Source organism: Pseudomonadota bacterium, assembly GCA_026388255.1.
Classification (GTDB): Bacteria; Desulfobacterota; Syntrophorhabdia; order Syntrophorhabdales; family Syntrophorhabdaceae; genus JAPLKB01.
The window spans coordinates 59676-74351 of sequence record JAPLKC010000093.1; the positions used below are offsets into that span (position 1 = coordinate 59676).

7 protein-coding genes are annotated in these 14676 nt (G+C 49.3%); 1 reads left to right on the forward strand and 6 read right to left on the reverse strand.

Annotated elements, in window-relative coordinates; translation table 11 throughout:
* Positions 1-140: 140 nt before the first annotated feature.
* Positions 141-2063 carry an ATP-dependent zinc metalloprotease FtsH gene (gene ftsH / locus NT178_14295; protein MCX5813697.1) on the reverse strand — a complete coding sequence of 641 codons (1923 nt, stop codon included), beginning with the start codon at positions 2061-2063 and terminating at the stop codon, positions 141-143.
* Between the two features lie 378 nt (positions 2064-2441).
* On the opposite strand from ftsH, the gene NT178_14300 reads away from it, so the two are divergent.
* Positions 2442-11120, forward strand: a complete 8679-nt coding sequence (locus tag NT178_14300; protein ID MCX5813698.1) for a cyclic beta 1-2 glucan synthetase — start codon at positions 2442-2444, stop codon at positions 11118-11120.
* A gap of 111 nt (positions 11121-11231) precedes the next feature.
* Here the strand turns inward: NT178_14300 and NT178_14305 are convergent, their stop codons facing one another.
* From NT178_14305 to NT178_14325, 5 genes are all read right to left on the reverse strand, one after another.
* Positions 11232-11603, reverse strand: coding sequence for a hypothetical protein (locus NT178_14305; GenBank protein ID MCX5813699.1), 372 nt, complete (start codon positions 11601-11603; stop codon positions 11232-11234).
* A 103-nt stretch (positions 11604-11706) separates the two neighbouring features.
* Entirely contained in the window at positions 11707-12171 is a 465-nt protein-coding gene (locus NT178_14310) for a hypothetical protein (GenBank protein ID MCX5813700.1), read from the reverse strand.
* 306 nt (positions 12172-12477) lie between these two features.
* A complete protein-coding gene (locus NT178_14315) occupies positions 12478-12954 on the reverse strand; it encodes a hypothetical protein (GenBank protein ID MCX5813701.1) in 477 nt (158 codons plus the stop codon).
* Between the two features lie 27 nt (positions 12955-12981).
* The gene (locus NT178_14320; protein ID MCX5813702.1) at positions 12982-13734 is read right to left on the reverse strand and encodes a PEGA domain-containing protein; all 753 of its coding nucleotides are present in this window, start codon (positions 13732-13734) and stop codon (positions 12982-12984) included.
* Between the two features lie 239 nt (positions 13735-13973).
* The coding region (locus NT178_14325) for an ATP-binding cassette domain-containing protein (protein MCX5813703.1) at positions 13974-14676 on the reverse strand (703 nt) is incomplete at its 5' end.

The window sequence follows — 14676 nt, forward strand, 5'->3', positions numbered from 1 at the left end:
GCTAATTGGCGAACCATTTCAGTAAATATTTGCCGGAACTTGCGCCGCTTGCAAGGGAATTCAGACCACTCGTAAATTAAAAACGCCGGATGCTTTTTGTAGCACACCACAAGGGGCGATAGTAACAAGGGTGCTCAGAATCACGCTCCTGGTATCTGAGATGTTTCTCCGGCCGTGAATTCTGACAGCATTTTTCTCAGTTCCTCTCCCTGTACAATTTCATTCTGCGACAAAAGACGGGCCAAGGCATCCAGAATCTCCTTCCGCTCCGTGAGGATTTTTTGTACCCTCTTGTGAGCCTGTTCCATCACCTGGGAGATCTCTTCATCAATCTGGGTAGCCTTTGTTTCGCTGTAGGTCTTATTCTGGGAATAACTTTCCGGCAGGAACAAAGGTTGACGAGGGCGCTCATATGTCACCAGTCCGAGGCTATCGCTCATGCCGTACTCCGTGACCATAGAGCGTACGATATCGGTGGCCCGCTGTAAGTCGTTCTGGGCTCCTGTGGAGACATCTCCGAAAACCAGTTCCTCTGCCACCCTCCCCCCCAACAGGACTGCCAGCCTATCCAGTAACTCGGGACGGGTCATCAAATAACGGTCTTCTGTGGGTCGTTGCTGGGTATATCCGAGAGCTGCAATCCCGCGGGGGATTATGGATATCTTATGCACGGGGTCTGCAAATTTGACCGATTCGGCCACAATTGCATGTCCGGATTCGTGAAAGGCAACAATTTCCTTCTCCCGTGGATTCATCACCCGGTTCTTTTTCTCCAGTCCGCCCACAACACGGTCGACAGCCTCATCGAATTCTGCTGACCCGACTGCTTCCTTGTTTTTACGGGCAGCCAACAGCGCTGCCTCATTGATGAGATTGGCCAGATCAGCGCCTACAAAACCCGGGGTAATAGTGGCTATTTTACGGAGATCCACATCGGGTCCCAGAAGAACTTTCCTGGAATGAATTTTCAGGATGGCCTCACGGCCGTTAATATCAGGACGGTCAATCATTACCTGCCGGTCAAATCGTCCTGGGCGCAACAAGGCAGGATCAAGGATTTCAGGCCGATTGGTAGCAGCCATGATAATGACCCCTTTATTTGAATCAAATCCATCCATTTCGACTAAGAGCTGGTTCAGTGTCTGCTCCCGTTCGTCGTTGCCGCCAAAGGCGTTCATCCCCCGGGCCTTTCCCAACGCATCCAGTTCATCGATAAAGATGATGCAGGGAGCCTGGCCGGTCGCTTGAGAGAAGAGATCGCGGACACGAGATGCACCCACGCCGACGAACATCTCCACAAACTCGGAACCGCTAATGCTAAAGAAAGGTACCTTTGCTTCTCCTGCTACCGCTTTGGCCAGAAGAGTTTTTCCGGTTCCAGGCGTTCCAACCAGGAGAACCCCTTTAGGAATCCTTCCGCCCAGCTTCTGGAATTTGTCCGGACTCATTAAAAACTCCACTACTTCCTGAAGCTCTTGTTTGGCCTCATCGATTCCAGCCACATCAGCAAAGGCAACCTTGGTCTCACTCTCTGCAAAAAGCTTGGCTTTGCTTTTGCCAAAAGACATAACTCCCATCCCGGGCCCCATCTTTTTCATGGCATAGCGCCAGATGAGGAGCATGATGGCGATGGGGAGAATCCAGGAGAAAATTCCGCTCAGCAATTTACTGTCATAGTGTCCCTGGTAACCAACCTTGCGTTCATCGAGCTCCTTGACCAGGCCGGGGTCATCGACCCGGATTGTGGTAAACTGCTTGTCAGATTTTTGTTCTTTTCCTTTCAATGTTCCCGTGATATGTTCCGGGCCTATAGTTAATTTACTCACAACACCTTCGGCCAGGCTCTGTTTGAACTGGCCGTATGGAATCATCTCCACCTTGGGAGCAAATAAATATTGCTGCAAATAGATGATTAAGAGTATGGCAATCAGGAAATACCAGATACTGAAATAGGTCCCGGGGGGAAAGCCGGTCTGTTTCTTCTGGGGGTCCCGTGGACCGAAAAGTGAACGCAATTTATTCTTTAAATCCTCCATTAGTTCCTTTTTTTCACCGGATGGCATATATTCTCCTCCACAGGGTTATATCTCGGATAGTAAAAGCATGCATAAACAATACATAGTACCATGTTTTTAGCTGGATTTGTTGGCAAATTGCATTTCGACGTTCTATTTTACAATATGATATTTGGCGCTTGTCTCGCTCGCATCGGTACACGAGGGAGCCTGTCGAGTAATAATAAAGCTGGTAACTCGCATATTAAAGGTGTAAACTACAGGTATACATTAATCTGCTCCCACATCAAGAGATGCTGCCGGCAATAACATGTGGAAGTGGGAGTCCAAAACACTATCATATCTTCAATCCGGTTGGTTTAAGCTTTAGTTCCAAGCAAGGAGATCTTCAATTTGACATTCCTCAGCACAACCATTATCAGGAGTATGGCTCACTTATGGACATGCATCCATAGAAACCATTCAGTGCAAAAGCGCCTTGGTGATGAGCCGCCGCTCCGATCGGAGTTGTTCAGCGCTTCCCAGATGGAACAGCACGGCAAGACCCTTGCCGGCACACACACCTTAAGCACAGACTATATCTCCGAACAACTGCTGATGCGGCTGGGCGAAAATGAAGGCGTCCTCCTTAACGTTCGCGAGCTACTGACAGAGGCCGTAAAAGAAAACAGGAGGATTACGCCTGCAGGAGAATGGCTTCTCGACAACTTCTACCTTATAGAAGAACAGATTCGCACTGCCAAGAGACACCTGCCAAAGGGTTACAGCAAGGGACTACCCCGCTTGAAAAAGGGCCCGTCAATGGGTCTTCCCCGCGTGTATGACATTGCTCTGGAAACAATCTCTCACGGTGATGGCCGCGTAGATCCTGAGAGCCTTAGCAGTTTTGTAGCAGCCTATCAGACAATCACCGTACTGAAGTTGGGCGAATTATGGGCAATTCCCATCATGCTCCGCCTGGCATTGATCGAAAATCTCCGACGCGTTGCAACGAGGATTGCTGCCGACAGGATCGACAGGAATCTTGCTGATTATTGGGCGGACAGGATTACTGAGACGGCCGAGCAAAATCCCAAGGGTTTAATTCTGGTCATTGCCGACATGGCACGCTCAAACCCTCCCATGGTCAGTTCTTTTATTGCAGAGCTTACACGCCGCCTGAAAGGTCAGGGTCCCACTCTCGCATTACCTCTTACCTGGATTGAGCAGCAACTCTCCGAGTCAAGTCTGACGATTGAACAGTTAATACAGTCAGAGAACCAGCAACAAGCGGCAGATCAGCTTTCTATAAGCAACAGCATCGGCAGTCTACGTTTTCTTGGCGCCATGGATTGGCGGAAATTTGTCGAAACCATGAGTGTTGTCGAACAAACCCTCTGCAAGGACCCCGCTGGTGTGTACGGCAGGATGGATTTTGCCACCCGCGATCAATACCGTCACGTAGTGGAGAAGATATCAAAGAACAACTCATTGTCTGAAAACGAGGTGGCGCAAATTGCGATCCGCCTTGCCGGGGAGTACAAGGGGCACGTAAATGGCATCGAACGGGAGAATCACGTCGGCTTCTTCCTCATCGACAAAGGGTTGACTCAGATTGAAGCATGTGCCGGGGTGCGTTTGTCTTCCACTGAGGCGATTCAAAAGGTAATTCACCGATTTCCTTTGATCTTCTATCTTGGCACGATCTGTGTTATCACCGTAATCTTCACCGGGTATCTGCTTGCAGGGGTTCATTCCGAAGGGCTACATGGTCCCTGGTTGTGGATTATCGGTGCACTCTCACTTTTCTGTGTAAGCCAGATGGCGATTGCCTTGGTAAACTGGCTTACGACGCGCCTTGTGGCGCCCCATCCCCTTCCTCGAATGGACTTCTCCAAAGGAATTCCACTGGAATCGTCTGCCCTGGTCATAGTGCCTACTATGCTCACAGGAACTGAAAACATCGAACATCTGATGGATGCGCTGGAGGTGAGGTTCCTGGCAAATAGGGATGATAATCTGCTCTTCGGCATACTCACTGATTTCCTTGACGCCGACGTGGAAAGCCTCCCCGGCGACGAACCTTTGTTATGGCTGGTCCGTCAAAAAATTGAGGAATTGAATAAAAAATACACGAGCCCGAAAGGCGACACGTTTTTCCTTTTTCATCGCCCACGCTGTTTTAATTCCCAGGACAATATCTGGATGGGTTACGAGCGGAAGCGAGGGAAACTTGCAGCGTTAAATTCGCTTCTCCGCGGAGGCTTAAAGACCGAATTCTCCCTCATCGTTGGGGACTTGAAAGCGTTGTCGAAAGTAAAATATATTATTACTCTTGACACAGATACACAACTCCCGCGCGATGCAGCACGACAGCTTGTGGAGGCTATGGCGCACCCGCTGAATCGTCCTCAATACGATGAAAACAAGCAACGAATCAGTACCGGATACGGTATTCTTCAACCACGGGTGGCCGTGAGCCTGCCAGGCACAAAACGGTCTCAATATGCGCATATGTGGGGAAGCGATGCAGGCATCGATCCATATACACGTGTTGTTTCTGATGTATACCAGGATCTCTTCGGGGAAGGCTCCTTCATCGGCAAGGGTATATACGACATTGATGCCTTCGAGCAGGTCCTTAAGGGACGTTTTCCTGAGAACCTTATTTTGAGCCACGATCTCATCGAAGGATGCTATGCGCGGGCAGGTCTTTTGAGCGATGTGCAATTATATGAGGAATACCCTTCGCGCTACAGCGCAGACGTGAGCCGCAGACACCGCTGGATTCGCGGAGACTGGCAGATTTTCAGATGGCTCCTTCCGGGAGTCCCGGGCCCGGATGCGTGCTTTCAGAAGAATCCCCTCTCAGCCCTTTCCCGATGGAAGATTCTCGATAACCTGCGGCGCAGCCTCTCACCCTTGGCGTTGATGCTCCTGTTTATTTTGGGCTGGACATTAATGCCTGTGCCCTGGTTCTGGACCCTGTCGATAATGGGGATCATCGTAATCCCTTCTTTGATTATCTCTCTTATGGATCTATTTCAGAAACCCGTTGATGTCCTTCCCGGTCAGCACGTTCTCGCCGTTTTACAGGAGAGCGGAAGGAGCCTTGGCCAGATTACATTTACACTCCTTTGTCTACCCTATGAAGCATTTTTCAGTATTGACGCTGTTCTTCGCACCATCTGGCGAATGCTGGTAACGAACAAAAGGCTTCTTGAATGGAACCCTTCAGGCAACTCTGATCGCGCAAGCCGAAAAACCCTGGCCGGTGCCTGCCTGACCATGTGGGTCTCTCCGGCCATTGCCGTTGCCATGACGATCTATCTCATACTTTCAAGGCCGGGGGCTATCGCTTATGCCCTGCCTGTTCTGGCACTCTGGTTTATCTCCCCTTCAATAGCGTGGTGGATCAGTAAACCCATTAACCGCCGTGAAGCAAGGCTCACCTCTGACCAGATTATTTTTTTGAGAAAGATCTCACGAAAGACATGGGCATTTTTTGAGACCTTCGTCTGCCCGGAGGATCACTGGCTTCCACCCGATAACTATCAGGAACATCCACTTGCCAAGGTTGCCCATCGTACTTCACCAACCAACATGGGGCTTGCACTTCTTGCCAATTTGTCTGCCTGGGATTTCGGCTACATTTCCGCAGGACAACTTATCAATCGTACGGCCGAAGCTTTCCGAACAATGGAAGCTATGGAGCGCTACAGGGGACACTTTTACAACTGGTATGACACAGAGTCTCTAAAACCGTTGCTGCCAATGTATATTTCGACTGTGGACAGCGGAAATCTTACGGCACATCTTCTGACGTTGCGGGCAGGCCTCAGCGCACTTCCTGATGAGAAAATACTGGGATCAAAGTTATTTGACGGGCTCCTCGATACATTGAGAATTCTCATGGACGTCGCCGGGAAAAACCTTCCGGTCTGTCTCGTTCAGGTGCTGGAGGATCTGGAGTCTCTCAGCTCCGCCCCGCCGGATAAGCTCGATGCGGCACGGGAGAGCCTTGACAGGCTTGCTGCCTCTGCCATGGAAGTGGTCCACGGTTTTGACGCTGATCCTGAGAGTCAGGCCGCATGGTGGGCGCATGCTTTTTCCGGCCAATGCCGTGTCGCCCTCGATGAACTTGAATTTCTTGCAACATGGACAACGCTTTCACTCTCTCCAAAGGTTCTCGGCGACTTCCCGGTTCTCAACGAAATTCCGACGCTACGCAAATCGGCCGAGATTAACAAAGAGTTTCTATCAAAAATGACAGATCGACATGACTGGACACCAAATGAACTTGAGCAGATTGACGAACTTCAAGGGGCCGTCAATGAGGCAAACATCCGGGCCAGGGCGAGGATCGGAATTATAGAAGATCTTGTATTACAATCCGGTGAACTTGCCCGTATTGATTATGACTTTCTTTACGATGAGACCCGCCATCTGTCAGCTATCGGCTACAATGTCAGCGAAAACCGACGGGATGCGAGTTACTATGATTTACTGGCTTCGGAAGCAAGACTCTCCAGTTTTGTCGGCATTGCCCAGGGACAATTACCGCAGGAAAGCTGGTTTGCCTTGGGACGTCTCCTTACTACTGCCGCCGGAGAGCCGATTCTCCTTTCCTGGAGTGGCTCCATGTTTGAATACCTAATGCCGCTGCTTGTAATGCCAACTTATGAGCAGACGCTCCTCGACGAGACTTATAAGGCGGTTGTGGCAAGACAGATCGAGTATGGAAAAAAGCGTGGCGTACCCTGGGGTGTTTCAGAATCAGGGTATAACACAATTGACGGGCATCTTAATTACCAATATAGCGCCTTTGGTGTGCCCGGCCTGGGGCTTAAACGCGGACTTGCCGGTGAGATGGTTGTTGCTCCCTATGCCTCAGCCCTGGCGCTCATGGTAGCGCCTGAAGAGGCCTGTCTCAACCTCGAAGAACTATCTGCTAAGGGCTTTGAAGGGAAGTATGGTTTTTATGAAGCTATTGACTATACTCCGACACATCTGCCCCGCGGGCAATCAAGCGCAGTGGTTCGATCTTTCATGGCACATCATCAGGGCATGAGCCTCCTTTCCCTGGCCTATTTACTCCTCAATCGGCCCATGCAGAGGCGATTCGAGTCAGACCTCTCGTTTCAGGCAATTATGCTTCTGCTTCAGGAGCGGGTGCCAAAGGCCACGGCTTTTTATTCGCATACTACCGAGCTTGCCGAGGTTCATACAATCTCACATGATGTAGAAGAGATGCCGATACGCGTCTACACAAGCCCTGACACACCAATACCGGAAGTGCAGTTGTTGTCAAACGGCAGATACCATGTGATGATCACGAATGCAGGCGGCGGTTATAGTCGCTGGAAAGACCTTGCAGTGACAAGATGGCGCGAAGACAGCACCTGTGATAACTGGGGTGCATTCTGTTATATCCGTGACATAGCAACCGGTGCTTTTTGGTCAACAACATATCAGCCTGCGCTCAAGGCTTCGAAGCAGTACGAAGCAATATTCTCGGAAGGACGTGCAGAGTTTCGCCGCCGGGATCAGGAATTCGACACCCATACGGAGATCGCAGTTTCACCTGAGGATGACATTGAATTACGCCGGATTACCATCACCAATCGTGCGCGGACACGTAGAATAATCGAAATAACAAGTTACGAGGAAGTTGTTCTCGCATCGCCGGCTCAGGACGCACTGCACCCGGCCTTCAGCAATCTCTTTGTCCGGACCGAAATCATCCGCGAGCAGAGGGCAATACTCTGTACGCGCAGGCCCCGCTCGCTTGAAGAACAGTCGCCATGGATGTTCCATCTCATGGCTGTGCACGGCGCCAAGACCAATGAAGTATCTTACGAAACCGACCGTATGCGGTTTATCGGCCGCGGGAACACCATTGTTGCTCCGGAAGTAATGAGAGGCTCTTCCGGGCTCTCGGACAGTGAGGGTTCAGTGCTCGATCCGATTGCAGCAATCCGATATCAAATAACCCTTGATCCGGAAAAATCGGCAACAATCATTATCGTCACCGGTATTGCCGAAACCCGTGATGCCTGTATGAGCCTTGTCGGGAAGTACCAGGACCTGCATCTCGCAGATCGTGTCTTTGATCTTGCGTGGACTCATAGCCAGGTGCTACTGCGGCAGATCAATGCTACGGAAGCCGATGCGCAGCTTTATGGGCGCCTTGCCGCCTCTGTCATATATGCGAATTCGTCGCTAAGAGCTGGTCCGGGGGTTCTCATGAAAAACCGCCGTGGCCAATCCGGCCTCTGGGGTTATTCTATTTCCGGCGATCTTCCCATCGTGTTGTTGCAGATTGAAGATCCGGGCAACATCAACCTCGTGCGACAACTCGTTCAGGCCCACGCGTACTGGCGTCTAAAAGGACTGGCAGTAGATCTGATAATCTGGAACGAAGATCACGCCGGTTACCGGCAACTTCTTCACGAACAGATCATGGGGCTCATCGCTGCAGGTACGGAAGCCAACGTCACTGATCGACCGGGCGGTATTTTTGTTCGACCTTCCGACCAGATATCAAAGGAGGACCGCATTCTGTTTCAGACTATTGCTCGCGTCATCATTACTGATCACAAGGGAACACTTGCGGACCAATTCAAAAGCCGGAGCTTTACGGAAGGAATATTGCCGGCACTTATTCCAACCCGAACCGCCAAAGGCGATGCTCAGGCATCAGCAGCAGAGCCCCGTCAGGATCTTATGTTCTCCAATGGGCTGGGAGGATTCACTCCTGATGGCCGGGAATATGTTATCTCAACTGCCCGTGGGCAGGTGACACCCGCACCGTGGGTGAATGTGCTGGCGAACCCGCTTTTCGGAACCGTTGTCTCAGAGAATGGCCTTGCCTATACCTGGAGCGAGAATGCACACGAGTTCCGCCTCACCCCCTGGTACAATGACCCTGTCAGCGATTCCAGCGGAGAAGCCTTTTATATTCGTGATGAAGAGCGTGGCCACTTCTGGTCCCCCATGCCGCTGCCCAGTCGCGGAGCCATGCCTTACGTGACCCGGCACGGGTTCGGTTACAGCGTCTTTGAGCACACTGAGCGGGGTATCAGTACAGAGATTTGGGTATACGTTGCCATGGACGCTGCAGTCAAATTTACGGTACTGAAGGTGCGCAACCAATCAGGCCGGTCACGGCGACTTTCTGCTACCGGATATGTGGAATGGGTGCTTGGCGGTTTGAGGCACAAATCAGTCATGCATATAATTACCGGGATCAACCCTCTGAGCGGAGCCCTCTTTGCGCATAATCCTTACAACACTGAATTCGGCAACCGAACGGCTTTTTTCAACGTAGATGATGCAACCAGGACCATGAGCGGCGATCGGAAGGAATTTCTCGGGCGCAACGGAACGCTCGCCAATCCCGCTGCCATGGTACGGTCACGGCTTTCCGGCAGGGTAGGCGCCGCTTTGGACCCATGCGGCGCAATACAAGTGACCTTTGAGCTGGCGGATGGCGAAGAGTACGAAATCGTCTTCACTTTGGGCGCAGGCCAGGATGCCGATGACGCCGGTAATCTGGCACATCGTTTCAAAGGGCCGGCTGCGGCCCGTGAGGCCCTTGAAGCAATATGGCAATACTGGAACCGTACCCTCGGTACAGTTCAGGTGGAGACACGGGACCAGTCCATCAACGTCCTGGCCAACGGTTGGCTCTTATATCAGACCCTGTCATGCCGTCTTTGGGGACGCAGCGGTTACTATCAGTCAGGCGGCGCCTTCGGCTTTCGTGACCAGTTGCAGGATGTAATGGCCCTTGTCCATGCCGAACCCCAACTTGTACGGAAACACCTCCTCCTCAGTGCATCACGACAGTTTGTAGAGGGTGATGTCCAGCATTGGTGGCATCCACCCACAGGACGGGGTGTACGCACCAACTGCTCGGATGATTTTCTTTGGTTGCCCTTGGCAACGTGTCGTTATGTCTTGACCACCGGGGATACAGGTGTGCTGGATGAGCCTGTCCGATATATTAAAGGTCGTCCGATCAATGCCGAAGAGGATTCCTATTACGATCTGCCTGGCAGGTCTGAAGAAAAGACAAGCCTCTATGACCACTGTATCAGGGCAATCCTCAAGGGCCTCAGATTTGGCGAGCACGGCCTGCCTCTAATCGGTTCAGGTGATTGGAACGACGGCATGAATATGGTGGGTAAAGACGGCAAAGGCGAAAGTGTCTGGCTCGCATTCTTCCTCTACAAAGTGCTCATGAGTTTTATTGATATCGCACGTATGTATGGGGATCTGCCATTCGCGGAACGTTGTGAGAAAGAAGCAGGCACACTTAGCCGGAATATCGAGCAGAACGGTTGGGATGGTGAATGGTATATACGCGCTTTTTTCGATGACGGTACGCCGCTGGGTTCATCGGTCAACCCCGAATGCCGCATTGATTCCGTTTCACAAAGCTGGTCTGTCCTGTCCGGTGCAGGGAGCGCCACACGCTCGCGCATGGCAATGGACGCAGTAGATAAGTATCTTGTGCACCCTGACCACGCGTTAATTCAGCTTCTTGACCCGCCCTTCGATAAATCTGACTTAAATCCCGGCTATATCAAGGGGTACGTGCCGGGTGTTCGGGAAAATGGCGGGCAATACACACATGGGGCCATCTGGGCTGCTATGGCCTTCGCAGCCATGGGTGACAGCAGACGGGCATGGGAACTCCTAACCATGATCAACCCTGTGAATCATGGGGGATCAGCTAAAGGGATTGGAATGTACAAAGTGGAGCCCTATGTTGTCGCCGCTGACGTATATGCAGTACCTCCCCACACTGGCCGCGGCGGATGGACATGGTACACGGGATCAGCCGGATGGATGTACCGTCTGATCGTGGAATCACTCCTTGGACTGAGGCTCAAAGCAGACAAGCTATATGTTGAGCCCTGTATCCCGGATGATTGGGAAGGCTTTACCGTGCACTACCGGTATAGGGAAACCATCTACCATATAAATGTGGTACAGAGAAAAACAGGTACAGAAAGAGGAACGGTTGTTACAGTGGATGGGATAGGACGGGAAGGTAATGCGATCCCGCTTATTGATGATGGTCGGCAACATGCGGTGGAAGTGGTTGTGGTGTCATAGGGTCGGGCACTTTTCGTGCATGGCTTTGTCATACTGTGTCCAATGTGGTTATCCGGGTCGTCCGGTCCACAATGTTTGCCGCCGGCAGGTACACCCTTTTCAGCTTTCAATTCAAACTATAATCTCAAAAGTGTGTGTAACAGGTTCGTTAAATATCAACTGAAATTCTCTTAAGGGCTGTGAACTTCCATAAGGAAAGATTGTTTTGGGCATTTCCTGTTTTATTTTCTGTGAACGTCCAATACCGGACAGATCAGCAAGCAGGCTGTTAGGGTCATAAATCACAGAGCCGGAAAGGGAAATTTTTATGTCTGCTTCAGGAGCAAAAGGACGTATGGAGTTTTTCTCATCAGAGAGCCTGACCTTTCTGGAATCATCCGGTCTGCTGTTGTTTACATTCTGGGGAGTATGTTGTGACTTTTCTGAAAGAATTACACTATTTACAATGCCGGAATAATAAAAGGAGTTAATGCCTGTGATCATGACAGTATATTACCATAGATACATATTATTATCCAAATATTCAAACTGGCCCGCTACTAAAAAGTATCTGCATAACCTGATGGGAACTTAATGCAGGATGGCATCACTCAGGTTTTGTAGATTTTTTCCTGTCTATGATATCAACTATTAAGTCGGCAATCTCGTTAAATTGTTTCTTGTAAACATTGATCACGCTAACAGAATGTGTCTTTTTGTTCATTGTTACCGTGATGTAACTTGATGAACCATCCCTTATTTTCGAATTACTGTATTGTTCATTTAAGCTGAAGAAACGGTTGTCTTTGATTTTCTTTATAATCAATTGCAGTTCCTTCTTTGTAAGCTGATAATATTCCTGATGTCTTGATACCGCACTTTGTCTGCCCCTTGTTTCTTCATATACTACCTTACCGTCGGCTGAAATCTTATATGTCGATCTGCCCCATTCTGCATGGGTGGCGCCGCTGTTATACACAATATCAAGATCTTCAGGGATTCCATCTAAGTCTCTTACCTGGACATTATCTGTTTCATCCGCTGCGGAAACAGCATTTACATTTGTCAGCATACAAAAGACAGATAGTAACAATATTGATAACAATCCAACATAATTTTGCAAGCAACGGTTATATTTGTTCATCGGCATCGACCTCTCGTTTTCAATTTAGCGTACTTGCATCTTTCTTTGGCTCTTTTTAGGTTTAATCCATCAACGGGGATTATTTATTGGACCGATTGCTTCTTGCATGTAGCTCGGCCCAACCATCTTTTTAACGACTCCTGCATAAAATTAATTGTGTCCCAACTTTCTTTCATTGTCAAGTCAATCAGGTTAAAATTTATCGGCTTGACCAGACTGTTTCATTTTTCTCATCTATTCTTTTATACGTCGGTCATAAAAATCTTTTTCAAAAGTCATTATTACTGTCAAACCGTTATTCAGAATAATGTGAACCATAAGAGGGTTGCCCGTATCGTCATCTTTTCCGAGAAGACGAAAAGTTCCCTCTTTCTCTTCTGTTATGATAAAACCATTCTTTTTTAACCTATCGGCAGCCTCTTTGCCCATTTCTCCCTGAAAAACAAAAGACTGTCCCACAAGCTGCTGATCTTTCTCATATATGCAGCCTGCACCCACCATGGGGTCCATATTATTTACCCTGTACACTTCTACCTTTAAGTCTCCCTTCAACTCATCAATCTCATCGGGTGTCCCAAGAAGAGAATGTACTTTGGATTTACTCATGAGCACACTCACCCTGTCGAGGGTATCTATGTCTATTGCCATAGCCGTGCACACGACCATAAAGAGCACAACCATTCCAACTGTTATTTGAATTAATATCTTCACTGGAGACTCTCCTTATATTTCTTGATATTATTTAGATAGTATATCAATTAAGTTAACCATTGCTGCTGCCGGGTTGACACTGACACTCACTGAAGTGCCGGATTTTTCAGTAACCATTGTGCCGTCAGATTTTGTATATGACCTTGATGAGGAAGATGTTTCCCACTTTTTTTCAATTGGTTTTGTCTGCACGGCACCGGCGGCTGCACCGGCAACAATCCCGGCTTTAAAGACATCTTTTATCGTGCTCTCTGTGTCCGCAGGAGGAGAATTATAAGTAACAGGAGGTTGACCGGGAGGAGTTCCTTGAGCCCCTGGTAAACCCGGAGGAGGAACAGATACGCCTGTTGTCGGGCTATAAAGCGGAACAAGGTTTACTATTACCGCCGGAGGTACAAGGATATATGCTTCTCCTGTCTCTTCCTGTCTTGAGATGGAACTGAAACCACTGTTAACTCCCATTCTCGTGTCTTTGAAAAAGAGCCCCGAATTAACCCCTGACTGAACCGCTTTCATAAGTACCTTATTGGACTGATATTGTTTTCTAATCATCAAATCTTCCTGACGATAATTTTCTTTGACTATTGTCAGGATATGATCGCGTGTTCGCTCAAGAGAAACTGTGCCTGGTGTTTGTCCAAAAAGCCTTCCGTCTGCATAGATTTTTGCACCCACGGGATTAGACGATACAGGAATGTCCTGCCTGAGAATCGGGGTTTCACAGCCAAACCCAAGAAGGGCAATAAGGCATAATAGAACAAAATATTTCTTTTTTATCATCTCCATCCTCCATATAGGATTCAAAATACTTTATCTGATATCCGGCTATTAATTTACAGTAATTGTAATAAATATCAATAGATTTCAACTGACAAGCCCACGTTGAGTTTGAAACTGATACAAAAGTGGGGTTATTAAAAATGGCACGATATAGAAATAGACCTTAAGGAATGATCTCGATGTTCATTTTTATTTCATCCTTTGATACAGAGAATTTCTGGTGTTTAAGGACAGAACGTTTATTCTCTGGTCAAGTGTCTGTATTTAATGCGGTGGGGCTGGTCTGCGGCATGCCCGAGACGGGCCTTTCTGTCCGCTTCATACTCGGAATAATTTCCATCAAACCAGACCACTTTGCTGTCGCCCTCGAAAGCGAGCATGTGTGTAGCGATACGGTCGAGGAACCATCGGTCGTGGCTGATAACTATGACGCAGCCGGCAAAACTCTCCAATGCTTCTTCCAGTGCACGCAGGGTGTTTATATCCAGGTCGTTTGTAGGCTCGTCAAGGAGAAGGACATTAGCCTCTTCCTTCAGCATGCGGGCCAGATGGACGCGGTTTCTTTCCCCTCCGGAGATCATTGTAACCTTTTTCTGCTGATCAGAACCGGAAAAATTGAAGCGGGCAACATAGGCGCGCGAATTTACCTGACGCTTGCCGAGCTGAATAACATCATCCCCGCCGGAAATAACCTCCCAGATGCTCTTACCAGGATCGAGGATATCGCGGCTCTGATCAACGTATGCCAGCTTTACGGTTTCTCCGATTTTGAAAGCGCCGGAATCAGGCTTTTCCTGACCGGTGATCATGCGGAAGAGGGTGGTCTTCCCTGCTCCGTTCGGTCCGATAACTCCTATGATCCCCCCCGGAGGGAGGTTAAAAGTCATTCCTTCTGTAAGGATGTTGTCGCCGTATGCCTTGCGCACGTTATCGGCCTCAATG